The following is a 25752-nucleotide window of genomic DNA, read 5'->3' as shown; positions in this document are numbered from 1 at the left end:
GGGGCCCCTAGTGCCTGTCGGCGGGGCCAGAGGTTACTGCCGGCGGCGTTGGCGGACAGCGTCAAGTACCAGGAGCACCGCGAGCATGAAGGCCACGGGCAGTCCGTAAAGGGCAATCCACGTCACCCATACCGGTGGCACGCCCCCGTTGAACGCGACAGCCATGACCGTGCCAACGGCGGCCAGGGAGATGATGGCAATGACGGCGGCGACGATCATGATGGGGCGGCGGTAACCCGGGGAAGTCATGCGCACAACGCTAGCAGCAGCGTACGAAGGCGAGTCATCGATGCTGCTCTGGCCCTGCTCTTGTCTTGTGTGATTGCGGCAAAGCGGGAATAGGGGGTCCGGCAGGATAACCTTGAAGGAACAGACCAACACGGACCGGGCTGTCACCCTCGATCCCGCAGATCCCTGCGGATGCGGTGATTGGCCCGACGTGTCTCCCAAAGCAAGAACGAAGAAGGTTGATTACGTGCCTACCGGCAAGGTCAAGTGGTATGACAAGGAAAAAGGCTTCGGATTCCTCGCGGCTGAAGACGGCCAGGAAGTGTTCCTGCCCAAGACGTCCCTGCCCGCGGGCGTAACGGAGCTTAAAGCCGGAACCCGTGTGGAATTCGGTGTGGCTGACGGCCGCCGCGGGGCACAGGCACTGGGACTGCGTGTTTTGGAGAAGACGCCATCCATTGCCAAGGCCAAGCGCATGAACGCCAGGGACCTTGCACCGATGGTGCAGGACCTGGTCACCGTGCTGGACAACCTCTCCGGTTCCTTGTCTTCAGGCAAGTACCCCGACGGTAACAAGGCCAAGGCCATCAGCATGGCACTGCGCAAGGTTGCCGACGAGCTGGAAGCCTAGGACCGGCCATGACATCGGAATCCGCACAGGACACCAAGGCCGGCCCTGACGCTGCCCAGGCTCCTGGAAACGGGGACGCCCCCGCGCGGAAGCCCGTCGCGGCCAAGTCCCGCGCCGGTTTGCCCGTGTGGCGCACCGGCAAGCCGGACGCGTTCCTGGCTGCCGCCGTCGATGCTGCACGTGAGGCAGTTGAAGGCATAGCCAACCCGGGCGAAGTCGGGGCGCACCTTGGCGCCAAGTCGGAGGGCGACCGTGTGGTCACCCACCTGTTCGAGTCCCGGCTCGCCGGCTATGGCGGCTGGCAGTGGTATGCCGTAGTGACCCGTAACTCGCGCTCCAAGATCGTGACTGTGAGCGAGCTCGGTTTGCTGCCCTCCGAGGATTCCATCCTGGCTCCCGAATGGGTGCCCTGGGCCAAGCGCGTCCGCCCCGAGGATGAGACGCCGCTGGTCGAAGAGACCGTGGAGGAAGTCACGGAAGAGTCCGTGCAGGCGGCCGAGGATGAGGCCACTGAACCGGCTGATGAGGCTGCTGAATCCGACCAACCTGAAAACCCGGACGACGAAACCGGGGACGACGACGAAACCGGGGCTGAATAAGCGTTGCGGAAACCCGGGGTGACCACATCGAAGGCGGACGCTGATGTCCACCTTTAGGTCACTCGGAATCCTCAACTACCGCATCTGGTTCTTGGGTGCGCTGATCTCCAACATCGGCACGTGGATGCAGCGTACGGCGCAGGACTGGTTGGTTTTTGACCACCTGACAGCGCACGACGCCGGTGCCATGGGCATTACTTTGGCCCTCCAACTCGGTCCCCAGCTGTTCCTCGCTCCGTGGGCCGGGCTGCTGGCCGACCGTTACAGCCGGCGGAAGCTACTTCTCATCACACTGGTGGCCATGGCCCTCCTCAGCACGGGGTTGGGCGTCCTGGTGCTGCTGGGGGTCGCCGAACTCTGGCATGTCTACCTCTTTGCCTTGCTCTTGGGAATCGTGACCGCCCTGGACGCTCCGGTCCGACAAACTTTCGTCTCCGAACTCGTCACCGACGATTACCTCCCTAACGCAGTGGCCCTCAACAGCGCCTCTTTTAATGTGGCCCGGATGATCGGGCCCGCGGTCTCCGGCGTGCTGACGGTGGTGGTAGGCCCCGGCTGGGTGTTCCTCATCAATACAGTGTCCTTTGTGGCCATGCTCTGGGCGCTCAAACTCATTCCCGCATCGTCGCTCCGCATCCAGCCCCGAGCGGCGGCGGGTAAAGGCCGCATCCGGGAGGGTTTGCGCTACGTCAGGAACAGGCCGGATATCCAGGTGGTCCTGGTGGCAATCTTCATCGTGGGCACTTTCGGGCTCAACTTCCCCCTGTTCATCGCCGCCATGGTGGGTACCCAATTCGGGATGGACGCGGGTGCGTTCGGAGCGTTGAACTCCGTCATGGCCATCGGTTCCGTGACGGGTGCACTGTTGGCTGCCCGACGCGGACGGCCGCGCCTTAGGCTGATTTTCGGGGCAGCCGGTGGCTTCGGCATAACCAGCGCACTGGCCGCGCTGGCCCCCAACGCTGTGCTCTTCGGGCTGGCCCTGGTTCCCTGCGGCCTGTTTGCCTTGATCCTGATCACCAGTGCCAACGGCTACGTACAATCCACCACGGAGGCCGTCATGCGAGGGCGGGTCATGTCCCTCTATATGGCCATTTTCATGGGCGGCACTCCCATCGGTGCGCCGTTGGTGGGGTTGGTGGCCAACGTCGGTGGCCCTCGCTGGGCCGTGGGCGTTGCAGCGGTTGCCGGCGTCAGCACCGCCGTCGTGGGTTTGCTGTGGATCATCCGCGCGAAGCAGCTGCGGCTCCGCTTTGACCGCCGGGCCCGCGGTTTGCGGCACTTCCGGGTGGAGTCGCTGCTTACGCGTCCGGAAACGGACGACGACGGCGCCAGCCAGCAGGGCGGGTAGCGCGCCTTAAACGGCGGCGGCGTCGTCCGGGGACTACCCGCACGACGCCGACCAGGGCCCGTGTTGCTACTTCTTCAGCTCGCCCACCACGAAGTCAATGCTCGCGAGCAGGGCGGAAACGTCGTCCGGCTCAATGGCGACGAACGTGGCAATGCGCAACTGGTTGCGGCCGAGCTTCCGGTAAGGCTCGGTGTCCACCACGCCGTTGGCCCGCAGGACCTTGGCAATGGCTGCGGCGTCAATGGAGTCGTCGAAGTCGATCGTGGCAATGACCTTGGAGCGGTCGTCGGCGTTGGCGACGAAAGGCGTTGCGTACTCCGAGGCCTCGGCCCAGGAGTAGATACGGTTGGCGGAGTCTGCCGTGCGTTTGCTGGCGAAGTCCAGGCCGCCGTTGCTGTTGAGCCACTGCACCTGGGCATCCAAGGTCACCAAGGTGGACAGTGAGGGAGTGTTGTACGTCTGGTTCAGCTTGGAGTTGTCAATGGCGGTCTGCAGGTCCAGGAAGTCAGGGATCCAGCGGCCGCTGGCCTTGACCCGTGCCGCGCGCTCCAGGGCGGCGGGAGAGAAGAGGCCCAGCCAGAGGCCACCGTCGGAGGCGAAGTTCTTTTGGGGGGCGAAGTAGTAGACGTCCGACTCGGCGACGTCTACGTCCAGTCCGCCGGCTGCGGAGGTAGCGTCCACCAGGACGAGGGATCCTTCTTCGGCACCTTGGACGCGCTTTACAGGAGCGGCCACGCCCGTTGACGTTTCATTCTGGGGCCAAGCGTAGACGTCCACACCTGCTTCGGCCGCTGCCACGGGGCGGGTGCCGGGTTCGGACTTGATGATGGAGGAAGCGTCGAGGAACGGTGCCTTGTTGGTGGCGGCAGCGAACTTGGAGCCGAACTCGCCGAATGAGAGGTGCTGAGCCTTCTTCTCAACCAGGCCAAACGCAGCCACGTCCCAGAACGCGGTGGAGCCGCCGACGCCGAGGACAACCTCATAGCCTTCAGGAGCGCGGAAGAACTGGCTGAGTCCTTCGCGGACCGAACCTACCAGGTTCTTGACAGGAGCCTGACGGTGGGAGGTGCCGAGGATGGTGGTCGATGCGGCAGACAACGCTTCGATCTGTTCCGGGCGAACCTTGGACGGTCCAGCGCCGAAGCGTCCGTCCTTGGGCAGCAGGTCGGCGGGAATGGTGATGCTGTTGTCGCTCACGTAGGGCTCCAATGGGTATCGGCTAGAGGTGGGTCGTGGCAGGGGGCATCAACTGCCCCTTCGACACCCCAATTCTGCCTGACCCGGCCCGGGCGCAGGAACCTGTGGCCGTCATAGTCCGCCACGTGGAATGCAGACGAACCAAATGCGACCGGAATTATCCAGAGTAATTCCAAATAAGCTAGGCTGGTGGTTGGCGTTCATAGGGCGGCGGTGCACACCGTCCGCCCTTGCTAGGGACGCGGTACGGTGGAGATTACGCAAGGAACTGCGTTCGAGGAGAGCTGAGCTGGATGACGGATCTGATCGATACCACTGAGATGTATCTTCGGACCATTTTGGAGCTTGAAGAAGAAAACATTGTGGCTCTCCGGGCCCGCATCGCCGAGCGATTGCGCCACTCCGGACCCACTGTTTCCCAGACCATTGGACGCATGGAGCGCGATGGCCTGGTGATTGTGTCCAACGACCGCCACCTGGAACTGACTGAAGTGGGACGGAAGCGTGCCACCGAGGTCATGCGCAAGCACCGCCTCGCGGAGCGCCTCCTGGCCGACGTCATCGGGCTGGACTGGGCCTACGTGCACGATGAAGCGTGTCGCTGGGAGCATGTCATGAGTGAGCGCGTGGAGCGCCGGCTCTACGAGCTCCTGGAGCACCCTACGGAGTCTCCGTATGGCAACCCGATCCCGGGACTTGAAGCGCTTGGTGGCCTTGCCAGCCAGCCCTTCCCACGGCTCGACGTCAACCTGATGCAGGCCATGGACGGCTATGCTACCGATTCCCGTGTGGTGGTCAGCCGCCTCGCGGAGCCCATACAGGTGGAGCCGGAACTCCTTACCCAGTTGGACGAAGGCGGAATCCGTCCGGGCGCAACCGTCTCGCTGGAACGCGTCGGCGAGTACATCTCGGTCAGGGTCCCCGGTATCGAAGGCGCCTTGGAACTGCCTCCTGAAGTTGCCGCGCACGTCTTCGTCTCGCTCAGCTGACAGACGCTGCGCCGGTACCGTGTCAAACCTCACTTTGGCGCCTCCGTCGCGCGTGTGACCTGCGGTTTTCCGGAATTGATGATAAGGGCCCACTGCGCTCAGCCCGTTCCTGTTGATAACGAATTTATTACCGAAGGCCTTAATCCCCTATAGTTATCTACTAGCGCTGATACCAAAGCGTTACCTGATCCGGAGCCGAGCTCTGCCAGCGGATCAGGTGTGTTACCCACCACTGGCAGAGGCGGGGGAACCACAAGCGGCTGTCTAAAGAAGCAGCCTTGGGGTGAAGTCCGCAGCAGAAGTGCCCACGTATACATGTCCCTCTTGGGATACCTGTGTGCCGTGAGCGCTTCGTGCGGACCGGGTCTTTGTACTCTCTGACCCGAATCCGACAGCTAACTTCGCAGGCTTTTGAGAGAGGAACAGAGTTTGACATCGCAGAACGTCAGGGGCCGCCGCCGCGCGTCCGGCCCCGCTGCTGAGCTGCGGCCAGCCACCGTCGTAACGGAGATCCGGCCTCGCGACACCGAGCGTCAGGTGCGCCGCCGTAAGAGCCCGTTGCGCCAGGTTGCCGATTTCGCCGCTGCCAGCGGCGTCGGGCAGAAGGCTGGTGTTGCGCTTGCCGCCACCGGACTTGCCTTGACTGTCGGCCTGCCTGCCACAAGTCCCGTCATGGCAACCTCGGAATCAGGCCAGACTGAGTCTGCCCTCGCCGTAGCCGCCCCTGCCGGCAGCCAGCCCGAGGTCTCCGCCGCCGCGTCCGCCAAGATTGACTTCAGCCGAGCCGCCGTGGCTACTGCAGCCGACCCCGACGGGAAGCTGAAGCAGTTGCTCAGTGCGCAGTCGGCCGGGAGCATCCAGCGTGCCTCATCCGTCGGCACCATGGCCAGCCCCCTTGACACGCTCACCACGGCATCCCCTTTTGGTTACCGCATCAGCCCCCTCACGGGTGGTGCCGGTGATTTCCACCGCGGCCAGGACTTCGTTGCGCAGTGCGGCACGGCTGTGCACGCGGCAGCCACCGGCAAGGTCACTTTCGCCGGATGGCACGAATACGGCGGAGGCAACCGCGTGGTCGTGGACCACGGCAACGGCCTCGAGACCACGTACAACCACCTTTCGTCCTTCACCGTCAAGGTTGGCCAGACCGTCAACCGCGGCGATACCGTCGCCCTGAGCGGCACCACGGGCGCTTCCACCGGCTGCCACCTCCACTTTGAGGTCCAGGTCAACGGTGAAGTGGTAGACCCCATGGGCTGGCTCTAAAAGCCAGTTGATGGTTGCCTCTCGCATTCGCGGGACGCCCCGTGACCTGAATGTGACATTCGCGTTCAACTGTTGTAGCGTACAGAGCGCATCGGCTTTTTAGGGGGCCGGTGCACTTGAGTGGATTGCCTAGCTCTGCCACCACTCAAGGTCCGTTCGCATAAATCGTCTGGCAGGGGCGGGGGAACCACTTCTGGTCTTCGAAAGAAGGCCTTGGGGTTAAGTCGCAAAGCTTCCTTGGAAGCAGCGCCGCCGGATGACTCCCATCCGAATCCGACAGCTCACCTCGCAGGCATTGGGAGAGGCTACCTACGTGTCATCACGCACTACCCCTGCGCGCCATCGCGCCCAAACGGTTCGTACGAACCCGTTGAACACTCTTTCCAAGGCTGTTTCATCCAACGCAGGAACCGTGGGCCGCCAGGCCGCCGTCCTGGCAGCAGCCTCAGGCCTCGTCCTCACAGTGGGCGTACCGGCACAAGCAGCAGACGCCGACGTTTCCAAGTCGGAAGCCTCCAGCACCCAACAGCTGGTTGTTACTGCAGTGGTCACCGCAGCGCCAACAGCAACCGTTTCCTTCGAGAGCCCCACCGTGGCTACCAAGGCAGCCCCCAAGGTAGTCCAGCGCGCAGCGCGGGTTACCGAGCGTGCAGCGGCCACCACCAGCGAAGAAACCGCCGAAGCAGTCTCCGCAAAGTCCTCCAAGGCCAAGGATTCGGCTTCCAGTGCCGCTGCCTCCGGTCTTGCCGCCATTGCTTACACCGGCATCGGTTCGCCCTACGTTTGGGGCGGAACCACACCCAACGGTTGGGATTGCTCAGGCTTTACCCAGTGGGTCTATGCACAGGCCGGCATCAGCATCCCCCGCGTCAACGCCTGGACGGCCATGACGCCCACCAGCAGTCCTGCTCCCGGCGACCTCGTCATGCAGAACGGCGGAGCCCACGTGGGCATCTACGTCGGCAACGGCATGATGATCAGCGCTTTGAACCCCGGTCAAGGAACGCTGCTGCACTCTGTAGCGTCCACCGGCACCTCCTCGTTCTACACCCTCCGCTAGAGAAATAATCCGGTTCGGGGTCGGCCGGCATGCCCCCAATGCTGGCCAGCCCACTACCCGCGTGCACCCCCAACTGCACTCGGATACGAAAAGAGAAAATCATGACCAGTGCAAACAAGATTGCACGGCACCGCGCTGAGGCCCCTAAGACCAGCTCGCTTGCCGTCATCGCCAAGGCCGTAAGCAACAACGCCGGTGGCGTGGGCCGCCAGGCAGCAGTTATTGCCGCAGCTTCAGGCCTGGTCCTGACCAGTGGCATCGCCGCCAACGCTGCCGACACCAACGTGGATCGTGACTCCACGTCCACGTCCACTCTGGACGTGCAGTCGGTAGTCCAGGCCACCATCGCCGCGGACTCCACTGTGGCAATCTCCTACGAGCGCCCCGTGGTCACCACGGTGGAAGCCCCGGCTCCCGTGGTGGTGGAAGAAGCTCCGGCCAAGGTTGAAGCCAAGGTTGAATCCAAAGCGGCAACGGCGGTTACCGCCAACGCCGCTCCGGCAGCCAACGCGACCGTTGCCGTCAGCAGCGCAACCCCCGCTCCGGCAGCCCCGGCGGCTTCCAGCGGCCTCGGCGCAGCAATCGCTGCAGCTGCTTACGCCCAGCTCGGCGTGACCCAGGACTGCACCATGCTGGTGACCAACTCCCTGGCTGCCGTGGGCATCAACTTCCACGACTGGCCCGCCGGCTATCTCTCCCTGGGCCGCACCGTCAGTGCAGCAGAAGCCCAGCCCGGCGACCTCGCCTACTACGCCAACGGTGGTTTGGCTGGACAGGCCCACATCGCTGTCTACGTCGGCAACGGCCAGGCAGTGCACGGTGGATGGAACGGATCCACCACGGCACTTTTCAGCGCCAACGTCGGCTCCGGCCCGGTTTTCATCCGCGTCAACGGCTGATCCACATCGCGCAAGAACACCCCGCAGGCTTCGGCCGGCGGGGTGTTCTGCTTTAACTGCTACCCGTATTCGTCCACGCCACACCAATTGCCTGGCGACACCCACATCCGAGCGTCGCCGGCCCGTGTGGTTGGCACCAGAGAATGTGAGTGGCGTCAGTCGCGGTAGCAGGTGAGGCGGCTCTATGGGTTCGACGACGGCGTTCGGGTGGGTGCCGCCGTCGGACGTTGGCGGGTGGTTGGCTCGTGGAAGCGGGCGGCCGCCACCCACTTTGGTTCTGAAAGCCTTCCGACACGCGGCGAACAAGGTGTGTCGGTCCAGATCTGCCCCTCAAAGTAGGTGGTGGCGACACGCAGAGGGGCCCCGATTTCCGCCACATCCCTTAACCGCGCATGAACTCTTGCCGACACCGCACGCGAAACGACAGAAAAATTCGTTGATACGGCATATAAGTGCTTACCCTTGTGTTGTCGATCCACAGCCCGTACATGCAGAGGGCAGCCGGCCCTCGTGCCCCTGACGGGTGCGGCCGTGAAGAGGTACGTGCATGCGCACACTCGTTCTGAATGCTGGATATGAACCGCTGGCGGTAATAACATTCCGCCGGGCGCTGGTCCTTGTGCTGACTGGGAAAGCTAGCGTAGTGGCCGAAGGCGACGAGCCTGTCGTCGGGCCACAGGAGATTCTCGGAAGACCTTCCGTGATCCTCCTCAACCGCTATATCCGTCCCCGGTACAACAGGATTACCGCCGTGAGTCGCCGCGGGGTCCTTCGCCGCGACGGCCATCGCTGCGCCTACTGCGGGAAAACAGCGCACACCATAGACCACGTCCACCCCAAATCCAGGGGCGGCGCGGATTCCTGGGAAAACCTGGTTGCGGCGTGCTTGAAATGCAATAACGCCAAGAGCGACCACACGCTGGCAGAAATGGGTTGGAAACTCCGTTTCACGCCCGGCGTGCCCCAGGGAACCATGTGGCAGATCAAGGAACTCGAGAAACCTGCGCCGGACTGGGACCCGTTCCTGTTGCCGGAATCCGCTGCCTGATCGATTTCTGCTGGTCTCCGTCCGTCCCGGGTAATCTGGGCGGATGGAGTTCAATGCCGTGATTTTGGCGGGTGGCCGGGCCACCCGTCTCGGTGGCGTGCCCAAGCCATCGTTGAAGTACGACGGCGACACGCTCCTTTCGCATGCCCTGCAGGCTGCCCGGGGTGCTTCGGCGGTGGTTGTGGTGGGGCCGGACGCTCCCAACGATGAGCCAAAGGACAGGGGACCACTGCCGAGCGGTGTCTTGAGGGCTCGGGAGGAACCGGCATTCGCCGGGCCGGCCGCGGCAATTGCGGCCGGCATGGCTGCGCTGCAGAGGAGTGGTTCGAACACCCTGTGGACGCTCGTGCTGGCATGCGATATGCCGCATGCTTCCCGTGGTGTTGACCTCCTTTGGGATGCCCTTGAAGCAAATCCCGGAGTGGAAGGGGCGATGGCAGTTTCCGGGGACGGGCGGAAGCAGCCACTCCTGGGGGCCTACAGTACAGCGGCTCTGGAAAGGGAAGTGGCCGTAGCTTCCGAAGGCTCGGGGTTAACGAACTCTTCAGTGTTCCGGCTGCTTGCTAGGCTGAACGTGCTGGACGTGGCCGTCCCCGCGGGGTCCACCGATGATGTGGATACGTGGGAGGACGCCGCGGCCTTGGGCATTGACTACGAGTTGGAGGCGGACGTGAAAAGCCAGGAAGAGACGCTCGAGGAATGGTGCCGCACGCTGCTGCAGGCTTTCGAGCTTGAGGGTGTGGAAGTGGACGTCAATGAGGTCCTGGCGGTCGCAGGAGTGGCGGCGCATTCAGTAGTGCGCCCAGCGGCGCCCCTGACCACGTTCATTGCCGGATACGCGGCAGGCATGGCCCGCGGGATCGGCCAGGCCAGCGATGATGCATCCATGAATGCCGCACTGGACCTGGCACGCAAAGTTGCCAAGGAGTACTCGGAGTCCGGGACTGACCGAGAATGACAGAGGCCCCCGCAGAGGGCCATCACGCGGCACACACATGGCATGAGGCCCGGCAGCGAGCATTCGAGGTTGCTGCTCCCATCCCGCCAGGCCCCGTGCCGCTCAGTTCTGCCCTCGGGCGCACCTTGGCTTCGGATGCCTTGGCCGTGCAGGACATGCCCCACTATGCTTCGTCCGCCATGGACGGATGGGCCGTCAACGGCAGTGGCCCATGGATCCTCAGCGAGCCCGGACAGCGGCTGGCACCGCACCAGGCGAGCCCCATTGTCACCGGCGGGCTGATACCGCCCGGCGCCAAGGCAGTACTGCGCAGCGAAAGCGGTGTTATCACCACGGACGACGACGGCCTGCCGGTTCTTGCGCTGGGCGGCACCGCCAAACCGGGGGAGCCCCGCAACGGCCAACACATCCGTAAAGCTGCAGAAGAGGCTGCTGAGGGTGATGTCCTGCTCAAGGCAGGGACGGTGCTGAATCCGGCACACATTGCCTTGGCAGCGCTTGCTGGCCTGGACCACGTGGACGTGCTCGGCAAACCGCTGGTTCGGTTCCTCCTGACGGGTTCGGAAGTCGTTGCCCAGGGTGTTCCCTTGCCTGGACAGGTCAGGGACACCTTCGGCCCGCAATTGGGCGCCGTCGTCGAACTTTTGGGCGGCATCGCGGGCGAGCAGCTCAAAGTGGGCGACAGCTACGAGGACTGGATTGCCGCACTCCAGGACACCGAGCCGATACTGGACGAGCTGACGCCCGACGGCCCCTACGTCGAAACGGAGCCGCCGGCAGACGTCGTCATTACTACAGGCGGCACAGGACGGTCGGGGACCGACCATTTCCGCAAAGCCGTGGCAGAGCTTGGCGGCAGTTTGCTGATCGATGGAATTGCCATGCGCCCGGGACATCCCGCCGTGCTGGCGGAGCTGCCGGACGGTCGGTTCGTGCTGGGACTGCCGGGAAATCCTCTCGCCGCGATGATGGCGTTGTTTACTGTGGGCGCACCCCTGCTTGCTGCTTTGGGCCATGGTCGCTTGGAAGAGGTGGGTGAAGTTCCCTGTGGATCGACAATCGACGCGGACCCCGGACGGACCCGTCTGATGCCTTTCAAGCTGGTGTATGGATTGGCATCGCCAGCGCAGCATGCCGGCCCCGGAATGATGCGTGGCCTGGCAGGTGCGGACGGGGTGATGGTGGTGCCACCCCATGGAGTCCAATTAGGCGAGATGGTCCCCGCCTTCGCGTTACCTTGGGGCAAACCGTTGCCCGTGCCGAAGGCACCGGAGGACAAAACCGGCAAAGCCGCGCCCAGGCAACGACGGAAGGCGCCTTCGGGTCCTGTGGACTGGAGTGCGTTGGGCGCGTGAGGGGTGCCGTGATCGGCTTTGGGCTTGGTGACAAAGTGCAATGATGGATTCATGAACAGGCATGCTCCAGAACAGGACATCAACGAAGATGACCTGCAAATCCACCCGCCCAAACAAGCCGCGGCCGGCCTCAAAGCTGTCACGGTTGCCCTTGAACGCGGTTACGCCCAAGCCGGAGTAACCCGTACGGTCCGTTCCATGCTCCGGGTCAACCAGCATGATGGCTTTGACTGCCCGGGGTGTGCATGGCCGGAATCGATCACCGGCAGGCGCAGTCCCGCAGAGTTTTGCGAGAACGGTGCCAAGGCGATCGCCGAGGAAAGCACCACCCGTACAGTCGGTGCCGAATTCTGGGCGAAACATTCTCTGGCAGACCTGGAAGACAAGACGGAGTACTGGCTGGGGAGCCAGGGAAGACTCTCCGAGCCCGTGGTTATCAGGCCGGGTGACACTCACTACTCGCCGATCAGTTGGACCGAGGCTTTCGCCCTGATCGGTGAGCACATCAATGCCACTACACCTGACAAGTGCGTGTTCTACACCTCCGGCCGGACGGCCAACGAGACCGCCTTCATGTACCAGCTATTTGCGCGAAGCCTCGGCACCAACAACCTTCCCGACTGCTCCAACATGTGCCATGAGTCCTCAGGCAGTGCCCTCAACCCGACCATCGGAATCGGCAAAGGCACTGTTTCCCTGGAGGACATCCACCATGCGGAGCTTGTTCTGGTGGTTGGCCAAAATCCTGGAACCAACCACCCCCGAATGCTGTCCGCCCTCCGTGACTGTAAGAACAACGGCGGAAAGATTGTTGCGGTTAACCCGCTTCCCGAAGCGGGCCTCTTGAACTTCAAGGACCCGCAGTCACTTAATGGTGTGATCGGCGGCGGCACCACCATCGCGGACGAGTTCCTGCAAATCAAGGTGGGTGGCGATCTCGCGCTGTTCCAAGCACTGGGACACCTGCTCCTGGAGGAAGAGAAGCGCAACCCGGGGACCGTCGTCGACCATTCCTTCATTGAGCAGCAGACCGAAGGTTTCGCTGCCTACAAGGAAGCGCGTTCGGCATTGGACTGGGACGAAACCGAGCGGGCTACCGGGCTGACCCGGGCAGAAATCACCAAGGCTGCCGAAATGATGGCTGCCTCGAAAGCAACCATCATTTGCTGGGCGCTCGGGCTGACGCAGCAACCGCACTCGGTGGATACCCTGCGTGAAATCATTAACCTGCTGCTCCTCCAGGGAAACTTCGGCAAGCGTGGGGCGGGTGCTTGTCCGGTCCGTGGCCACTCAAATGTTCAAGGCGACCGCACCATGGGCATCTGGGAGAAGCCCAAGGAATCCTTCCTGGCCGCGTTGGACAAAGAATTCGGTTTCCACATGCCGCGGGATCATGGCTACGACTCGGTGGAAACCCAGCACGCCCTGGAAAAGGGCGAGGTGGATGTTTTCGTGTCCATGGGCGGAAACTTCGCTGCGGCGGGCTCGGACACGGCTGCCCTTGAGGCTGGCCTGAAGAAGGCCGGGCTGACGGTCCACATTTCCACCAAGCCCAACCGTGCCCACGTGGTGCACGGCAAGACGTCCCTGATCCTGCCCACGTTGGGCCGGACGGACACTGACGACAAACACCCCAAGGGCAAGCAGTTTCTCTCGGTGGAGGACTCCATGTCCGTCATCCACAAGACCCAAGGACGGCTCGAGCCTGTTTCAGAGCACCTACTGAGCGAACCGGTGATTGTGGCGCGTATGGCCCAAGCGACGCTGGGAGACAGCCACGGCGTGGACTGGCGCGCGATGGCGGAAGACTACGACGTGATCCGGGACCATATCTCCCGCGTCATTCCCGGCTTTGAGGACTTCAACGCCAGGGTCCGCACCAAGAACGGCTTCGTCCTGCCCAACCCACCCCGGGACACCCGAACCTTCGCCACGGATATCGGCAAGGGGCGCTTCTCCGTGCGGCCGCTTGAGTACCTCGAAGCACCCGAGGGCCACCTGATCCTCCAGACGGTACGCAGCCACGACCAATACAACACAACGTTCTACGGCTTGGATGACCGGTATCGCGGCGTCTCGGATGGTCGCCGCGTGATCCTCGTCCACCCGGGTGACCTGGAGGAACTGGGCTTCGAGGACCGCGACCTGGTGGATGTCATCTCTACCTTCGCGGGAACAGAGCGGCGTGCCAACAAGTTCCGGCTCATCGGGTACCCCACGGCCAAGGGATGCGCCGCGGCGTACTTCCCGGAGGCCAACGCCTTGGTGCACCGCGAGCTTGTGGCCCGGGAATCCAACACCCCCGGTTACAAGGCCATGACCGTGCGCTTCGTGAAGCATGAGGAGAACGGATCCTGACATGGGACGCGTAACCCAGCGCCGCAAGGTGCACAAGTTTGTCTTGGACGGCTCACCGCAGGCCTTGGAGCATCCCGTCCGGTTCAAGGAAGACGTCCTGGCCGTGGAGGAGCCGCTGGAGATCCGGTTGGGCGACATGTCTTTCTCCGTGACCATGCGGACCCCCGGAGATGACTTCGACCTCGTCGCGGGATTCCTGGTCTCGGAAGGGATCGTGTGGGAGCCGGGTCAGCTGGTCTCGGAACGTTTCTGCGCCGGGGAGGACGAGAACGGGGTGCAGACCTTCAACGTGGTGGATGCACAGCTTCGGCCGGACGTGGAACGGCCCGATACCGGCCGTAACGTCTACACCTCCAGCTCCTGCGGAATCTGCGGCACGGACTCCATCGATGCCGTTCGAAAGTCCTCGCACCACAGCCCCAAGGAAGACGACGTGGCTATCCCGGTAAGGGCGCTCGCCGCCCTGCCGGACCGCCTCCGGGAGGCCCAAGCGGTCTTCGCCAAAACGGGTGGTGTGCACGCTGCGGGCCTTTTCAGGATCCACGACGACGGCACTACGGAGCTGCTGTGCCTCCGGGAGGATGTGGGCAGGCACAACGCCGTGGACAAGGTGGTGGGCTGGGCGTTGCGGACCGGCATGCTGCCACTCAAAGGGACTGTGCTTCAGGTCTCCGGCCGGGCGTCGTTCGAGCTCGTCCAGAAAGCTGCCATGGCCGGAATCCCGGTTTTGGCCGCTGTCAGCGCACCCTCCAGCTTGGCTGCAGAACTGGCGCAGGACTCAGGCATCACGCTGGTTGGGTTCAGCAGGGGGGCCAGCCTCAACGTGTACGCGGGTCGCGACAGGATTGTAGGAGAAGAGGCTGCTTAGGGCACGAAGTTCGCCGAGGATAGTGCTCCATCACTTGGTTATTGAGCTGGAACAACGTAGATTTTATCCATCGATTGGAAGCTCAGTGAACGCAGATACGCTGTCAGCGCCCAGCACAAAGAGGCCCGCTTACCACGCCTTGTCACTCCAATGCCCAAAGGGGAATTAATTGCACGACGACCGCCGGATCACTGAACAGCGTCTCGATCGATTTGTTCGGGAACGCATTCTTCCGGCCATATACGGCAGGGCGATTCCGCTGCAGCTCAGCAGCTGGGATGCGCCGGGCGAACCCGTGCCCGCCGCGGAAGCCCTGCGCCAGGTCTTCGCGCCGCAGGAGCCCGGCGCTCCGTGGGGCAAGGCATGGAGCACAAAATGGCTGCGCCTGCAGGGTGAGGTGCCGCAGGACCGGGGCATGACCGAGTCCACCACAGTGGAGATCATCGTTGATCTTGGCTTCAACAGCGACGTCCCGGGGTTTCAGTGCGAAGGTACCGCGTGGCGTTCCGATGGAAGCATCATCAAGGCGATTTCGCCCCGGAACTACCACGTTCCGCTCAAGCTTCTTGGCGGAGGACACTCCGTGGACTTCTATGTGGAGGCCGCAGCCAACCCGGATGTAGCGCAGGGTTGGTCCTTCGCCCCCACACCTTTGGGGGACAAGGCCACCTCCGGCGATGAGCCCCGCTACCGCCTGGGCCGCATAGCCATCGCTGAGCTGAACGAAACGGTGTGGGAACTCAATCAGGACATTTGGACCCTCAGCGGCTTGATGCACGAACTTCCCATGGAAATGCCCCGGCGCCACGAGATCCTGCGCGCGCTGGAGCGCATGCTGGACGTCATGGACCCGGACGACATTGCCGGAACCGCAGCGGCGGGTCGCGCGGAGTTGAAGCAGGTCCTCAGCCGTCCCGCGTACGCGTCTGCCCATGAACTGCTGGCTACTGGCCATGCGCACATCGACTCCGCCTGGCTGTGGCCCGTCCGTGAAACCATCCGCAAGTGTGCCCGCACTTTCTCCAACGTGGTGGCATTGATGGATGAAGACCCGGACTTCGTGTTCTCTTGTTCTTCGGCCCAGCAGATGGCGTGGATGAAGGAGTTCTTCCCTGAGCTCTTTGTGCGCATCAGGGAAAAAGTGAAAGCCGGCCAGTTCGTTCCTGTGGGCGGCATGTGGGTGGAATCGGACACCAATATGCCAGGCGGCGAGGCCATGGCCCGCCAGTTCGTGGAAGGGAAGAGCTTTTTCCTGAACGAGTTCGATATCGAGTGCCAGGAAGCCTGGCTGCCCGATTCGTTCGGCTATTCCGGTGCCATACCCCAAATCGTCAAGGAAGCAGGTTCGCGCTGGTTCCTCACGCAGAAGATTTCCTGGAACAAGGTCAACCGGATGCCTCACCACACCTTTGCATGGGAGGGCATCGACGGTACCCGGCTGTTTACGCACTTCCCGCCGGTGGACACATACAACGCCGAACTGCACGGCCGCGAACTGGCCCACGCGGAGCGCAACTACCGGGACCACGGCCGCGGGACCATGTCATTGGTGCCCTTTGGCTATGGCGACGGCGGTGGCGGACCTACGCGCGAGATGGTTGCCGCCGCGCATCGAACGGCAGACCTGGAAGGCTCGCCGAAGGTGCGTATGGGCACTGCCAAGGACTTTTTCACCAAGGCGGAGGCCGAGTACACCCAGCTGCCGGTCTGGGTCGGCGAGATGTACCTGGAAATGCACCGTGGAACGTACACCAGCCAGGCCAAGACCAAGAAGGGGAACCGACGCAGCGAACACCTCCTGCGTGAGGCAGAGCTCTGGTGTTCCACGGCAGCCGTCCGTTTGGGCGGGGACTACACATACCCCAAGGACGAGCTCAAGCGGCTGTGGCAGCTGGTCCTCCTCCAGCAGTTCCACGACATCCTGCCGGGGAGCTCCATCGCCTGGGTCCATCAGGATGCGGAGCGGAACTATGAAGCCATCTCCCGCGACCTTGAGGGGATCATCGACCAGGCCGCCAAGGCATTGGTAGGTGCTGGTGACAAGGAATTCCTGCTCAACGCGGCTCCGCACGAGCGCTCCGGGGTGCCGGCGCTTGGTGCCGCCGAGGCCAGCGGACCGGAAACCGATGTACAAGTGGACGAGATCGACGACGGCTACGTGCTGGACAATGGGATTATCCGCGCTGTCCTGGACCGGGACGGCCTGCTCACGTCTTTGGTGGATCGTGCCAGCGGCCGCGACGCCATCGCCCCGGGACAGGCAGGCAACATGCTGGAATTGTTCCGTGACACCCCGAACGAGTGGGACGCGTGGGACATCGAGGAGTTCTATCGCCGCAACGTCACCCAACTGGCCCAAGCGGATGCCATTCACCTTGAGCACACGGCGGCCGGCGTCGTCGTGGTGGTCAAGCGCAAGGTCGGTGCCTCCACCATTACGCAACGCCTGACGCTTGACGCCGGTGCAGCATCACTGGGCATCGCCACCACGGTGGACTGGCAGGAACGCGAAAAGATGCTTAAGATCGCCTTCCCGCTGGACGTGAGGGCGGATCGTTCTGCGTCTGAAACGCAGTTCGGCCACGTCTTCCGGCCGACGCACACCAACACATCCTGGGAAGCAGCCAAGTTCGAGATCTGCGCCCACCGCTGGATTCATGTCGCCGAGCCCGGTTATGGCGTGGCAGTAAGCAACTCCTCCAGCTACGGACACGACGTCACCAGGGCGGTCCGTGCCGATGGCGGAACCACGACGACGGTCCGCACCTCGTTGCTGCGCTCTGCCCGGTTCCCGGACCCGGAAGCGGACCGGGGTGAGCACACGCTTGAGTTGTCCATCAGGCCCGGTGCAGCGATCGCTGATGCCGTGGAAGAGGGGTACCGTACCAACCTGAAACCGAGGTTCATTACGGGCGGACGTCCGGTGGAACCGCTGCTTTCCGTGTCCAACCCGGCGATCGTGGTGGAGGCTGTGAAGCTGGCCGAGGACGGCTCGGGCGACGTCATCGTCCGGCTGTACGAAGCGTTGGGGGAGCGCTCAACGGGGTTCGTAAAGGCTGGCTTTGAGTGTGCTGATGCGGTGGCCACGGATTTGCTGGAGCGCCCTACTGAAGCCTCAGGGGTGGTTGTAAAGGAGGACTCCGTGGTGAAGCTGGTGCTCCGGCCCTTCCAGTTGGTTACGCTGCGCTTTGTTCGTTGAGTGCGGCGGGGTTACTCCACCAGTTCGGCCTCGATAACATCTTTCAACACTTGGACCCGAAGGGGGATCACGGTGTCGTGATGTTTGATCTGGGCTGCGACATCCTTCGAGAACACTTCCTCAACCAAGGTAGGCATTTCTTTCACGCCAGTCAGGTAGCGCTTGGCGGCAAAGTCGAACTCTGACCTGTTGTTCTTTATCCGGGTGTTGAAAGCCTTGACTTCGTCGGCAATCTTGAGAAGTTCCTCTTCGGAGGCACCCCGGGCGGTGGCGTCATCAGCCTTCTTGACGTACTCATCTTTGAGCCTGACAAATTCGTTGTAGTTCTCCTCGGACTTCGCGGTTGTTTCTGCGTGCGATTCCAGCTGTGCAATCTCGTTGTCCAAGGTCCTGGCAAACTCAATATAGGAGATGTTCTTTGATTGCTTGAGTTCAGTAACGGCTTCCCGGCAGGGTACAGCCGCTTGTCCCAGTAGTGTTTGGCGTTCCCGGAGATTTGCCGCTTTGGAGCCCACAAACAGTCCACTGCACCCGGCATCTTCCCTGAAGAGGCCTTCGAACTGAGGGTATGACGCCACGAGCCCTTCCATTGAGTCGAGGTAGGCCTGATAGGAATCGCCCAGCTGGGCTACAGCCACACCGATCCCATCCGATTCTTCACCAGCGCTGTAGCCAGTCTGCACATTACTCAAAGCGGTCCGTGCGGAATTGACGGCCTGTTGGAACTCGTCCCGCTCTTTGACGGAGTTTTTCTCGGCGTCCTCACGTGAAGCGGGGGCGTTGCGCGCCTTCTTGTATGCGGCAAGGTAGGCGTTGGCCGCGGGCTGGATCTTGCCCCTGGCCTCAACGAGTGCCGTCAGGCGCTCGTCCTTGAGGAGGGCCAGGCTTTCCCTGCGCTGCTGACCGGCGAAGTTGGTCAGAGCGATCACCACTACCGTGGCAACCACCGCCAGCACAACAGCAATGGCAAGGGCAATCAGGACCGGACGGCGCTTACTGCGAACGGGCTCAATGGTCATGGCTATTTCCCCTCACCGGATGCTGCATCAAACTGTTCCAGGCTCTTCTTGAGCACGCCTTCGAATTCGGAGTTTGAGGTGTTGGCACTTTCGATGATCTTGGAGTATTTGTCCTTGGTGGCAGTTTCGTACGTTGTTTGCGCCTTGGCGAACGCATCGTTGATATCCAACAGTGCAAGGCCTGCAAGGGTGCTCTTGCTGAGGCGCTCAAAGGTGTCCTTGCTGTCCAGCACTTCCTGTTGCTTGTCCCGCTGCCCGCGGATGACGGCCTCTACCTGCGTGAGCAGGGTGGTGGTCTCGGCATCGGCTCCGTCCTTGGCGGTGCCCAGCGCGGCCAGACACTCATCCGCACTCTTGACGTAGTCCTGGGCGTAGGACTCACCTGCAACGTTCAGCGATGAATGCAGGGCCGCGCACGGGCCGCCCACAGAGCGGTAGATGTTGGTTGTGTTGACCACCAGTTGATCGTTGTAGGCGATCACCGCACCGTACTGATCCTTGAAGCGGTTGAAGGATTCGGCAACTTCCTGATCCTGCAGTGCCGGCGATTCCGCCATACGTTGCAGGCGGTCACGATTTGCCTGTGACTCACGCACGATGCGCTCACGGTCCTGGCTGAGGACTTTCTCCTCCTCCGCCCGTCCCGCCTTCTCGGAAATGGCGTTCGAGTACCGGCCCGAAAACTGTTGGACCAGGGGATCGTAAAGGTTCATCGAGTTGTCAACGATGACGCGTTGTTTGTCCAAACGGACAACGTCGGCTCGGCCTGGTCCTTCCGGCCGGGAGAGGGCGAACCAAGTGGCTAGCCCTGCGGCTACCAAGGCCACCACAACGGCAACCACGATGATTGCCGTACGCCTGGAACCACCCCGGCCGGTTTCGCTGCTTGTCTCTTCCAAGTTCTTATCCCCCATATTTGTGAACCACTTAGACGTCGTGCTGGAGCCGCTTCACGAAGAGCTTGGTCCGTTCTTGGCGCGGTGCCCGCAATACCTCGGCTGCCGGCCCGCGTTCCACCACCACCCCGCCATCCATGAAGATGACCTCGTCCGCCACGTGCTGGGCAAAGGCCAGTTCATGGGTCACGATCACCATGGTCCAGCCCTCTTCGGCGAGTTCTTTGATGACGCCCAGGACGTCCCCCACAAGTTCGGGGTCCAGCGCAGACGTGGGCTCGTCGAACAGGAGCAGTTGAGGCTTGAGTGCCAACGCCCGGACGATTCCCACGCGCTGCTGCTGGCCGCCTGAGAGCTCGAAAGGGTAGGCGTCCCGCTTGTCGGCGAGACCAACGCGTTCCAGCAGGCGTTCGGCTTCAGCAATCGCCTCGGCGCGCGGACGTTTCTGAACCTGGACGGGGCCTTCAATGATGTTCTTCAGCACGGTCATGTGAGGGAACAGGTTGTAGTGCTGGAAGACCATGGCGCTGCGGTCGCGCAGGGCTGCGACGTCCTTCTTTCCGACCCTGGCACCGAAGTCGATGGCGAGCTCAGCTGAGGCATCGCCGCTTCCAAAGGTGACCGTGCCGGCGTCGGGAATTTCCAGGCCGTTGAGGGAGCGCAGGACCGTGGTCTTTCCTGAGCCTGAAGGCCCGATCAGGGCCACTACCTGGCCGCGGCGGATATCGATGTCGATGTCGCGCAGAACCACGTTGCTTCCGAAGGCTTTGGCAAGGTTCCGTGCCTTCAGGACCGACGTGACGCGCGGCTGCTGTGCGGGTTCGTTAGTGGGCGACATAACGGTCCAATCTCTTTTCCACGGCGGATTGCGCTGTGGAAAGGACCAGGCAAATGACCCAGTAAACCAGGGCTGCCTGCAGGTAAAGGGCCATGAACTCCTGGCTGAACGCTGCGATCTGCTGTGCGTTGCGGAACAGTTCGGTGACCAGGATGAGCGAGGCGAGGGAGGTGTCTTTCACCAGCGAAATGAAGGTGTTGGACAACGGCGGAACGGACACCCGTGCTGCCTGCGGAAGGATGATGCGCACCAGCGCCTGCGGACGGGACATACCGATGGTGTGGCCGGCTTCCCATTGTCCCTTCGGCACGGACAGGATGGCCGCGCGGATGATTTCGGCAGCGTATCCGCCTACGTTCAAGGAGAACGCGATGATGGCACTGGGCCAAGGATCAAGCCGGATGCCGATGCTGGGCAGGCCAAAGAAGATCACAAAGAGCTGCACCAGCAGGGGAGTGCCGCGGATCACCGAGACGTAGAAGCGGCCGATGCCGGAGAGCAGCCAGTTTGGGCTCAGGCGCATCAGGGCAACTACCAGCGCGAGAACCAGGCCGATGGCAAAGGACGCGAGCGTCAGCGGAATGGTCCCGGTGACGGCGCCGGTGATGAGCGGACCGAAGGAGCTCCAGATGAGGTCCCAGTTCATCTATTTGGTGACGTCCGCGCCGAAGTATTTTTCCGAAATCTTCGCCAAGCTTCCATCGGCCTCGAGATCGGCCAAGGCCTTGTCCACTGCTGCGGTGAGCTCCGTGGAACCCTTCCGGAAGACCAAGGCGCTCTCGGTCTTCTCCGGTGCTTCAGCGGCGACCTTCAGGCCGGAGTCGGGAGTGTTCTTGGCGTAGTCCAGGTAGGTGAGTTTGTCGTTCACCGTGGCATCCACACGTCCCTGCTGCACTAGCGTGGCGGACTGAGCCCAGCCTTCTACTGCCTGGACATTGGCGCCTGCTTCAACGGCCATCTTGTAGAAGTTGCTGGTCAGTGACTGGGCGGTGGTCTTGCCCTTGAGGTCCGCGAAGGCGTTGATGCTGCTGTTGTCCGACTTGGTGACCACGACGCCGGTGGAGACGGTGTACGGCGTGGAGAACTCGTACTTGGCCTTGCGCTCGTCGTTGATGGAGATCTGGTTGGCGATAGTGTCGAAGCGCTTGGAGTCCAGACCGGCAAAGATGCCGTCGAACTGCGTTTCCTGGAAGGTAGCCTTCACGCCAAGTTTCCCGGCCACCGCCTGGGCAATCTCGACATCGAATCCGGTGAGCTCCCCGGCACCCTCAGCGTGGAAGCTGAAGGGACGGTAGGTGCCTTCGGTGGCGATGACAAGTTCGCCCTTGGATTTCACGTCTGAAAGTGACGTGTCCGCGCCGGACTGGGCGGGTGCAGGGCCTCCACCGCACGCCGAAAGTGCAAGGGCGGCCGAGGCCACGGTGGCTGCGAGGACAGAGCGGCGGGTGCGAAGGCTGTTCATGGAGCCATCTTAGTCACCGCCCCGACCAGGCTTGGTGGTCGGCTTGCGAAAGTCCCGTTAAAAAGGCTGAGTGGGGGCGGTCCCCAACAGCCCGCCACCACTCATCCCCCCAATTGTGATCACGTGGGCGCCACGTCCACCGGAAACCCGTTCTCTGATTCCGGTGTCAGGCTGCAAACCGCGTTCACACATTCATGATTGTGCCACGATCTAATGGTTTTGTGAAAGTCCTTACGCCGAGAGACGTTGCTTTCGCCGCGCAAATGACTTGGAGAACCAGATCCCAGCGAGTCCGAGGCAGGTGAACAAGGCGGCCGAGTAGTTGATGAGGACCCGCAACCAAGCCTCCGAAAATGGAATGAGGGGAAAGAGCTGGGACGACAGGAGCAGCGAAAGTCCCAGAAGCAGGAACCCCGAGGCGACCCGAAGCAGGACCGGGGCAGTGCTTACTACCGTGCGCCAGATGGCAGGTACCAGGCAGGCGGCCACGAACCCCGGGTACAAGCGACCCATCGCCGCGTATCCGTCCAGGGAAGGCCCCCATTTCAGCCCGCTCATCCCGGCCGAGGAGCCCTGCGTGTCCGTGATGACGAAGAAGTAGATCGTCAGCGCACCAATGATTGCCGCTGCGGTGATCCCGATGGGTCCTCGGATGGCGCGCACAGCAGAGGCTGAGCCGAAAGCGGTGGCGATCTTGATGCCCATGAAATAGAACGTGCCGTACAGCAGGAAACGCAGGATCAGATTTCCGATGTTCATTCCGCCGAGCCACCCGTCAATAACCAGGTAGGGAGCCTCGATGCTGATGAAGATGCTCAACGAGATCAGCGAGAAAATATAGAAAACCACACGGTTCTCGCCGCGCAATGCGCTCGGAACCCGGGCGAGCGTAATCGCCAGGCACACCACCAGCGTGACCCAGGGCAGGACAGCCGTCATCCGAGGTTCTCCCAAATTCGTTCAGTTCGTTCGTGGTCTTGTTCTTGCCGGCGCAGTGTCCTGCCGAGCGCCAGGAGCCGTTCGCCGGCCAGCGTCACCAGCCTGCCCTGCGACAATGTGTCCAGCGCTTCCTGGCGGGCATTGGGAGGCCATCCGGCTTCGGCCTCCGTGATCAGCCCCCCTGCCACCAGTCCTCCCGCCGGCCCAACCCCGGCAGCGCGGGAGGTAGCGATTGCCAATTCGGGCGGAAGCCTGTTGGCGGTCAGATGTGCGGAGAAATTCTGTGGCGCAATCCCGGTGGCTTGGCTAACCCGATGCCGTAACTCGCCGTCGTCGATTGCGTCCACCCAGTTCCGCACGGAGGTGGGGTGCGGTGGTTCAGAAAGGCGCGGTGCGGGAGCGGTGCCGGGCTCGCTGCGGTCCACCACTGCGCGCAGCAAATCGATGGTTGCCACCTGGCTGACGAGTTCGCAGGACGTGGGCGGGACGGCGTCGCCCCGAAGCTCGGCATAAAGATCGAAAGTGGACAGGGCTTGCACGGGATTGATGTCGAAGCCGCGGCTTATACTCACCAAAGTGGACTCGGCAACCTTGCCGCGGACCAACTGCTGGGCCAGTGTTGTTCGCTTGATGCCGGCGATCCTGCAGACGTCAGCCGTGCTGGCATCAGGCGCAACGCCATGAAGCCAGCGCTGGAACGCCTTGGACTGTAAGGGCATGTGGAACTTTCCTGGACGGGCCGCGAGGGCGAAGACAGCGTAAGCCGTAAGTGGGAGTACGAAACGATTTTACGCCGACGCCACATTGAATTATGCTTGATGATTGAACCCGCTGGTCCGTACACCCCCCAAGTCCGGACCAGCGGGTTTTTCCATGCCCGCGGGAATCGCGGCCTGAATTTCTGCGTTCCCTTGCTGGAGGATAGACAATGACTGCAACTTTGGTGGCCAAGGATCTTGCCGGTGGTCATGGCCATCGCACACTTTTTTCGGACCTGTCCCTGACCGTTGCGCCGGGCGATGTTGTGGGCGTGGTGGGGGCTAACGGTGCCGGTAAGTCCACGCTGCTGCGCATCCTCGCCGGTGTGGACCAGCCCCAGGCGGGGAGCATCAACCTGGCGCCTTCGGACGCCTTTGTGGGCTGGTTGCCGCAAGAACACGAGCGCACCGCTGGCGAAACAATCGGAGCTTACATCGCCCGCCGCACTGGCTCTGCCCAGGCAACAACTGAAATGGAATCCACCGCCGAGGCTCTCGGTTCCGGAGCTCCAGGAGCCGATGACGCGTACTCCCTGGCCTTCGACCGCTGGATGGCCTCCGGCGCCGCAGACCTGGAGGACCGGATTCCGGCTGTCCTTGCAGACCTTGGCTTGGACCTTGGGGCTGACGCCCTGATGACAGGCCTTTCCGGCGGCCAAACTGCACGCGTGGCGTTGGCGGCCCTGCTGCTCAGCCGCTTTGACGTGGTTCTCCTCGACGAACCCACCAACGACCTCGACCTTGACGGACTGGCCCGGCTTGAAGCCTTCGTCCAGGGCCTGCGGGGCGGTGTGGTCCTGGTGTCGCACGACCGCGAATTCCTGGCCCGCTGCGTCACCACCGTGGTGGAACTGGACCTCGCCCAGAACTCCGTGGCCGTATACGACGGCGGTTACGAAGCCTTCCTCGAAGAGCGGGCGGTGGCCAAGCGTCACGCCAGGGAACGTTACGAAGAGTTCGCCAACACCAAGGCCGACCTCGTCTCCCGCGCACGCACGCAGCGGGAGTGGAGCTCCCAGGGCGTCCGGAATGCGATGAAAAAGAACCCGGACAACGACAAGATCCGTCGCGCCGCGAGCAGCGAATCGTCCGAGAAGCAGGCCCAGAAAGTCCGCCAAATGGAGTCCCGAATCGCGAGGCTCACCGAGGTGGAGGAGCCGCGCAAGGAATGGCAACTGCAGTTCAGCATCGGCCAGGCACCCCGCTCAAGTGCCGTCGTCGCCACCTTGCGAAACGTCGTCGCCCGCCAAGGCGACTTCACGCTGGGTCCGGTGAACCTTCAACTCAACGGCGGCGAGCGCATCGGCATCACCGGACCGAACGGCGCCGGGAAGTCCACGCTTTTGCGCCTGTTATTGGGGACGCAGGAACCGGACGACGGCGACGCTTCCATGGGTGCTTCCGTTGCCATCGGTGAAATTGACCAAGCGCGCGGACTGCTCGACGGCGGGCGGCAACTTGGCGACGCTGTTGAGGCTGTGTTGGTGGACTGGAACAGCGCGGATGTCCGCACCCTCCTGGCGAAGTTCGGCCTCAAGGCAGACCACACGTCGCGCACCGTGGATTCATTGTCGCCGGGGGAACGGACCCGGGCGGCGCTGGCCTTGCTGCAGGCCCGCGGTGTGAACCTGCTGGTGCTGGATGAGCCCACCAACCATCTGGATCTTCCGGCCATCGAGCAATTGGAGGAGGCGTTGGAAAGCTACGAAGGCGCGCTGTTGCTGGTTACCCATGACCGCAGGCTTCTTGAAAACGTTCGGCTCGATTCGCGCTGGCACTTGGACAACGGACAAGTCCAGGAGCTCCATCACACCCCGATCCAGGAGAAGTAACC

The 25752-nt window shown here is 62.7% G+C and carries 23 protein-coding genes and 2 riboswitches; of the genes, 14 read left to right on the top strand and 9 right to left on the bottom strand.

Features of this window, described 5'->3' with window-relative positions:
* Window positions 1-33 precede the first annotated feature (33 nt).
* Entirely contained in the window at window positions 34-249 is a 216-nt protein-coding gene (locus tag AC0J5Z_RS18630) for a hypothetical protein (RefSeq protein ID WP_475035286.1), read from the bottom strand.
* A 226-nt stretch (window positions 250-475) separates the two neighbouring features.
* Here AC0J5Z_RS18630 and AC0J5Z_RS18625 point away from each other — a divergent pair, with 226 nt between their 5' ends.
* From AC0J5Z_RS18625 to AC0J5Z_RS18615, 3 genes are read left to right on the top strand one after another with little or no spacing between them, the layout of a single operon-like run.
* Entirely contained in the window at window positions 476-859 is a 384-nt protein-coding gene (locus AC0J5Z_RS18625; RefSeq protein WP_011773749.1) for a cold-shock protein, read from the top strand.
* An 8-nt stretch (window positions 860-867) separates the two neighbouring features.
* The gene (locus AC0J5Z_RS18620) at window positions 868-1458 is read left to right on the top strand and encodes a DUF3027 domain-containing protein (protein WP_475035284.1); all 591 of its coding nucleotides are present in this window, start codon (window positions 868-870) and stop codon (window positions 1456-1458) included.
* 43 nt (window positions 1459-1501) lie between these two features.
* On the top strand, window positions 1502-2809 hold the full coding sequence (locus AC0J5Z_RS18615) for an MFS transporter (protein ID WP_475035281.1): 1308 nt from the start codon (window positions 1502-1504) through the stop codon (window positions 2807-2809).
* Window positions 2810-2875: 66 nt separating this feature from the next.
* Here AC0J5Z_RS18615 and serC read toward each other — a convergent pair whose 3' ends face one another.
* Complete coding sequence (gene serC / locus AC0J5Z_RS18610) at window positions 2876-4006, bottom strand: phosphoserine transaminase (protein WP_475035279.1); 1131 nt, start codon at window positions 4004-4006, stop codon at window positions 2876-2878.
* Between the two features lie 293 nt (window positions 4007-4299).
* On the opposite strand from serC, the gene AC0J5Z_RS18605 reads away from it, so the two are divergent.
* The 10 genes from AC0J5Z_RS18605 (at window position 4300) to AC0J5Z_RS18560 (ending at window position 18006) form a co-directional block, all read left to right on the top strand.
* Complete coding sequence (locus AC0J5Z_RS18605; protein WP_475035277.1) at window positions 4300-4995, top strand: iron-dependent transcriptional repressor DtxR; 696 nt, start codon at window positions 4300-4302, stop codon at window positions 4993-4995.
* A gap of 213 nt (window positions 4996-5208) precedes the next feature.
* Window positions 5209-5420, top strand: a riboswitch (cyclic di-AMP (ydaO/yuaA leader).
* Window positions 5421-5424: 4 nt separating this feature from the next.
* The gene (locus AC0J5Z_RS18600) at window positions 5425-6261 is read left to right on the top strand and encodes a M23 family metallopeptidase (RefSeq protein ID WP_475035275.1); all 837 of its coding nucleotides are present in this window, start codon (window positions 5425-5427) and stop codon (window positions 6259-6261) included.
* 147 nt (window positions 6262-6408) lie between these two features.
* Window positions 6409-6570, top strand: a riboswitch (cyclic di-AMP (ydaO/yuaA leader).
* Between the two features lie 4 nt (window positions 6571-6574).
* On the top strand, window positions 6575-7321 hold the full coding sequence (locus AC0J5Z_RS18595) for a C40 family peptidase (protein ID WP_475035273.1): 747 nt from the start codon (window positions 6575-6577) through the stop codon (window positions 7319-7321).
* A gap of 101 nt (window positions 7322-7422) precedes the next feature.
* Window positions 7423-8220 carry an NlpC/P60 family protein gene (locus AC0J5Z_RS18590; protein ID WP_475035271.1) on the top strand — a complete coding sequence of 266 codons (798 nt, stop codon included), beginning with the start codon at window positions 7423-7425 and terminating at the stop codon, window positions 8218-8220.
* Window positions 8221-8767: 547 nt separating this feature from the next.
* The gene (locus AC0J5Z_RS18585) at window positions 8768-9268 is read left to right on the top strand and encodes an HNH endonuclease (protein ID WP_024819811.1); all 501 of its coding nucleotides are present in this window, start codon (window positions 8768-8770) and stop codon (window positions 9266-9268) included.
* Window positions 9269-9311: 43 nt separating this feature from the next.
* Window positions 9312-10226, top strand: coding sequence for an NTP transferase domain-containing protein (locus tag AC0J5Z_RS18580; protein ID WP_475035268.1), 915 nt, complete (start codon window positions 9312-9314; stop codon window positions 10224-10226).
* Window positions 10223-11581: a molybdopterin molybdotransferase MoeA gene (locus tag AC0J5Z_RS18575; protein ID WP_475035265.1), complete on the top strand. Its 1359-nt coding sequence runs from the start codon at window positions 10223-10225 to the stop codon at window positions 11579-11581. The genes AC0J5Z_RS18580 and AC0J5Z_RS18575 overlap by 4 nt, the downstream gene beginning before the upstream one ends.
* Window positions 11582-11632: 51 nt before the next feature.
* Window positions 11633-13939, top strand: coding sequence for an FdhF/YdeP family oxidoreductase (locus AC0J5Z_RS18570; protein ID WP_475035260.1), 2307 nt, complete (start codon window positions 11633-11635; stop codon window positions 13937-13939).
* A 1-nt stretch (window position 13940) separates the two neighbouring features.
* Window positions 13941-14807 (top strand): formate dehydrogenase accessory sulfurtransferase FdhD, encoded by an 867-nt coding sequence (gene fdhD, locus AC0J5Z_RS18565; protein WP_475035257.1) that lies wholly within the window; start codon window positions 13941-13943, stop codon window positions 14805-14807.
* Between the two features lie 169 nt (window positions 14808-14976).
* Complete coding sequence (locus tag AC0J5Z_RS18560) at window positions 14977-18006, top strand: alpha-mannosidase (protein ID WP_475035253.1); 3030 nt, start codon at window positions 14977-14979, stop codon at window positions 18004-18006.
* 11 nt (window positions 18007-18017) lie between these two features.
* Here AC0J5Z_RS18560 and AC0J5Z_RS18555 read toward each other — a convergent pair whose 3' ends face one another.
* The 7 genes from AC0J5Z_RS18555 to AC0J5Z_RS18525 form a co-directional block, all read right to left on the bottom strand.
* On the bottom strand, window positions 18018-19025 hold the full coding sequence (locus tag AC0J5Z_RS18555; RefSeq protein ID WP_475035250.1) for a hypothetical protein: 1008 nt from the start codon (window positions 19023-19025) through the stop codon (window positions 18018-18020).
* 2 nt (window positions 19026-19027) lie between these two features.
* Window positions 19028-19924 carry a hypothetical protein gene (locus tag AC0J5Z_RS18550; protein WP_475035248.1) on the bottom strand — a complete coding sequence of 299 codons (897 nt, stop codon included), beginning with the start codon at window positions 19922-19924 and terminating at the stop codon, window positions 19028-19030.
* Between the two features lie 28 nt (window positions 19925-19952).
* Entirely contained in the window at window positions 19953-20759 is an 807-nt protein-coding gene (locus AC0J5Z_RS18545) for an amino acid ABC transporter ATP-binding protein (RefSeq protein ID WP_475035245.1), read from the bottom strand.
* The gene (locus AC0J5Z_RS18540; RefSeq protein ID WP_475035243.1) at window positions 20746-21405 is read right to left on the bottom strand and encodes an amino acid ABC transporter permease; all 660 of its coding nucleotides are present in this window, start codon (window positions 21403-21405) and stop codon (window positions 20746-20748) included. Before AC0J5Z_RS18540 ends, AC0J5Z_RS18545 begins: the two co-directional genes overlap by 14 nt.
* Entirely contained in the window at window positions 21406-22221 is an 816-nt protein-coding gene (locus tag AC0J5Z_RS18535; RefSeq protein WP_475035241.1) for an amino acid ABC transporter substrate-binding protein, read from the bottom strand.
* A 231-nt stretch (window positions 22222-22452) separates the two neighbouring features.
* Window positions 22453-23160 carry a hypothetical protein gene (locus tag AC0J5Z_RS18530; protein WP_475035239.1) on the bottom strand — a complete coding sequence of 236 codons (708 nt, stop codon included), beginning with the start codon at window positions 23158-23160 and terminating at the stop codon, window positions 22453-22455.
* The gene (locus AC0J5Z_RS18525) at window positions 23157-23879 is read right to left on the bottom strand and encodes a hypothetical protein (RefSeq protein WP_475035237.1); all 723 of its coding nucleotides are present in this window, start codon (window positions 23877-23879) and stop codon (window positions 23157-23159) included. Before AC0J5Z_RS18525 ends, AC0J5Z_RS18530 begins: the two co-directional genes overlap by 4 nt.
* A gap of 209 nt (window positions 23880-24088) precedes the next feature.
* On the opposite strand from AC0J5Z_RS18525, the gene AC0J5Z_RS18520 reads away from it, so the two are divergent.
* Complete coding sequence (locus tag AC0J5Z_RS18520) at window positions 24089-25750, top strand: ABC-F family ATP-binding cassette domain-containing protein (protein ID WP_475035235.1); 1662 nt, start codon at window positions 24089-24091, stop codon at window positions 25748-25750.
* Window positions 25751-25752: the final 2 nt, after the last annotated feature.

This window comes from Paenarthrobacter sp. TRD_SC_7 (assembly GCF_056156245.1).
Note: the sequence above shows the minus strand (reverse complement) of the source record. Positions and strands in the feature narration are given on the sequence as shown.

Bases quoted from the DNA above. Each gene is read 5' to 3' on its own strand.
- AC0J5Z_RS18630 (WP_475035286.1), bottom strand. From the start codon at position 249: ATGACTTCCCCGGGTTACCGCCGCCCCATCATGATCGTCGCCGCCGTC.
- AC0J5Z_RS18620 (WP_475035284.1), top strand. From the start codon at position 868: ATGACATCGGAATCCGCACAGGACACCAAGGCCGGCCCTGACGCTGCC.
- AC0J5Z_RS18615 (WP_475035281.1), top strand. From the start codon at position 1,502: ATGTCCACCTTTAGGTCACTCGGAATCCTCAACTACCGCATCTGGTTC.
- AC0J5Z_RS18605 (WP_475035277.1), top strand. From the start codon at position 4,300: ATGACGGATCTGATCGATACCACTGAGATGTATCTTCGGACCATTTTG.
- AC0J5Z_RS18590 (WP_475035271.1), top strand. From the start codon at position 7,423: ATGACCAGTGCAAACAAGATTGCACGGCACCGCGCTGAGGCCCCTAAG.
- AC0J5Z_RS18585 (WP_024819811.1), top strand. From the start codon at position 8,768: ATGCGCACACTCGTTCTGAATGCTGGATATGAACCGCTGGCGGTAATA.
- AC0J5Z_RS18580 (WP_475035268.1), top strand. From the start codon at position 9,312: ATGGAGTTCAATGCCGTGATTTTGGCGGGTGGCCGGGCCACCCGTCTC.
- AC0J5Z_RS18575 (WP_475035265.1), top strand. From the start codon at position 10,223: ATGACAGAGGCCCCCGCAGAGGGCCATCACGCGGCACACACATGGCAT.
- AC0J5Z_RS18570 (WP_475035260.1), top strand. From the start codon at position 11,633: ATGAACAGGCATGCTCCAGAACAGGACATCAACGAAGATGACCTGCAA.
- fdhD (WP_475035257.1), top strand. From the start codon at position 13,941: ATGGGACGCGTAACCCAGCGCCGCAAGGTGCACAAGTTTGTCTTGGAC.
- AC0J5Z_RS18555 (WP_475035250.1), bottom strand. From the start codon at position 19,025: ATGACCATTGAGCCCGTTCGCAGTAAGCGCCGTCCGGTCCTGATTGCC.
- AC0J5Z_RS18545 (WP_475035245.1), bottom strand. From the start codon at position 20,759: ATGTCGCCCACTAACGAACCCGCACAGCAGCCGCGCGTCACGTCGGTC.
- AC0J5Z_RS18540 (WP_475035243.1), bottom strand. From the start codon at position 21,405: ATGAACTGGGACCTCATCTGGAGCTCCTTCGGTCCGCTCATCACCGGC.
- AC0J5Z_RS18535 (WP_475035241.1), bottom strand. From the start codon at position 22,221: ATGAACAGCCTTCGCACCCGCCGCTCTGTCCTCGCAGCCACCGTGGCC.
- AC0J5Z_RS18530 (WP_475035239.1), bottom strand. From the start codon at position 23,160: ATGACGGCTGTCCTGCCCTGGGTCACGCTGGTGGTGTGCCTGGCGATT.
- AC0J5Z_RS18525 (WP_475035237.1), bottom strand. From the start codon at position 23,879: ATGCCCTTACAGTCCAAGGCGTTCCAGCGCTGGCTTCATGGCGTTGCG.
- AC0J5Z_RS18520 (WP_475035235.1), top strand. From the start codon at position 24,089: ATGACTGCAACTTTGGTGGCCAAGGATCTTGCCGGTGGTCATGGCCAT.